Raw genomic sequence first — 1,712 nt, 5'->3', positions numbered from 1 at the left:
TAGCGCGATGAATGGAGAGGTTCGGGTACTAAGGGTAAGGTGAGCGAGTGTGAAAGGGCGGGGGGTGATTTCTGAGGTGTTGGCGGTCACGCCGAGGTTGGCGCAGATGATTTCAGACAATTGCCCCGGCACCGAGCTTGCCCGTGCCGCCGCCGAGGGTGGGTTTGTGGATATGCAGGTGGATGCGCGGGTTGGGGTGCAGGAGGGGCGATATGCGGAGGGGGAGGTGTTGCGGGTGTTGGGTGAACAATGACAAACGCACAACGCCTACCCGCTACAGACTCGGGCGAGGTTATAACTCCCGCCCTAGATGGAAAAAGTAATCCTTAGCTCTAGAACTCTTCATACGTACCGAATACGTCATCGGGAGTGCTGTTTTATCCGGCTGCGGATAGCTCCTTGTATATGCGAACCCATTTTTCGGAGCTAGCTACTCTTAAAAGTCGTTCCTCCAGAAATTGCTCTAACGTGGGGTTAATTATCTCTGCTTTGAGTGTGCTTTTTTCGACTTTTACAACAGAACCGCACTTCCTTTGCAGTATATGAAACTCCTTATTCTCAATATTGTAGCCCCCAACAAGCAGGGCTTCATGGCGAATGCACAACGACCGATAGTCTATGTTGTGGTCAACGAGAGAGAACGGCATAAAAATCTTTGTGACTGGCTCTGAAGACAGATGAAGGCCGTAAAGGACGAAATCCCCGTGGAAGAGATTAACTCCATTCATACTGTCCAATATATGTGCATATGGATGGTCGTCGATTTTGTCACCGTGGATAACAACGGGTGGAAAGGAGCCTCGATCAATTGGGCTGAATACCGAATGCGTGTATCGTAGCTTCGGGTCCTTGATGTTGGTTCCCCAAAACCGATCCCCCACCGCATCAGTCAGAAATCCAAATTTTTCCCAACTATCCATCGTGTTCTGTATCCAGTCCACCATCTAGCCCTCCTTCACATACACTTTGGATTTGCGGCACATCTGGTAGATGGGTCGAACATATCAAAGGCTGAATAACCATTTTCCTGTTTCCAGATCATATCTGCAATTGTCGTTGGATCCGTTAAGTCGATGATCATCATCGTTCTGCTGTTTAACACTTTATCTGCCACTGTTCGCGCACCATCAACGGCTTTTTCATAGGTATATCTTGGTTGCGCAGAAGCTGGCATTTCTTTGCCTGAAAGAACCTTCAGCATTTCTCCCCGATCAATCATGGGTCCGGTTGTGGGCTGACTGTAGCCCCCGTTTTTGGAGTGGAGCGCTTTATGATCTTCTGTCCTAAGGAATTTGATGTTGTTTGGATCTCCAGCTAGCTCTGGGTGATGAGCAACATTATTTATATGGTGACCATGATAACCGGGCACGTCCTTTCCCGCAGCAAGAAGCTCCAGTTCCTTTTTTGTCCAAGCGCGACTGCCCTTGCCAGTTTCTTGAACTAAGGTTTTTTCTTGTCTCCATGCAGCCTTGACACCCTCTGTTCGAAGACGGGCCATGTTGCGCGCGAGGGTCTTTTCTACTTGTTGATTCCCCCCTCCAAAGAGTCGTTCTGCCAGCTTTCGAATCCAGCCATTTCCCCCCGGATCCATCTTATTCACGGGATCATTTCCCGAGTACGCATACCTATTTGTCCCAACACCCGGCTTGGTGACCTCGAACCAATCCGGCTGGATGAAGATTGCGAGTTCTGGGTCGTAGTATCTTGCGTTG

At 49.5% G+C, this 1,712-nt stretch carries 3 protein-coding genes; 1 reads left to right on the top strand and 2 read right to left on the bottom strand.

Annotated elements, in window-relative coordinates; all coding sequences use genetic code 11:
- Positions 1-106 precede the first annotated feature (106 nt).
- Positions 107-253, top strand: a complete 147-nt coding sequence (locus FIL88_RS16795) for a hypothetical protein (protein ID WP_185961013.1) — start codon at positions 107-109, stop codon at positions 251-253.
- Between the two features lie 124 nt (positions 254-377).
- On the opposite strand, the gene FIL88_RS16570 is transcribed toward FIL88_RS16795, so the two are convergent.
- Positions 378-944: a hypothetical protein gene (locus FIL88_RS16570; protein WP_142854995.1), complete on the bottom strand. Its 567-nt coding sequence runs from the start codon at positions 942-944 to the stop codon at positions 378-380.
- A gap of 11 nt (positions 945-955) precedes the next feature.
- The coding region (locus FIL88_RS16790; RefSeq protein WP_221931179.1) for an RHS repeat-associated core domain-containing protein at positions 956-1,712 on the bottom strand (757 nt) is incomplete at its 5' end.

The organism is Aliiroseovarius halocynthiae (genome assembly GCF_007004645.1).
In the GTDB taxonomy this organism is placed as follows: Bacteria; Pseudomonadota; Alphaproteobacteria; order Rhodobacterales; family Rhodobacteraceae; genus Aliiroseovarius; species Aliiroseovarius halocynthiae.
This window is presented reverse-complemented; position numbering and strand designations above follow the sequence as displayed.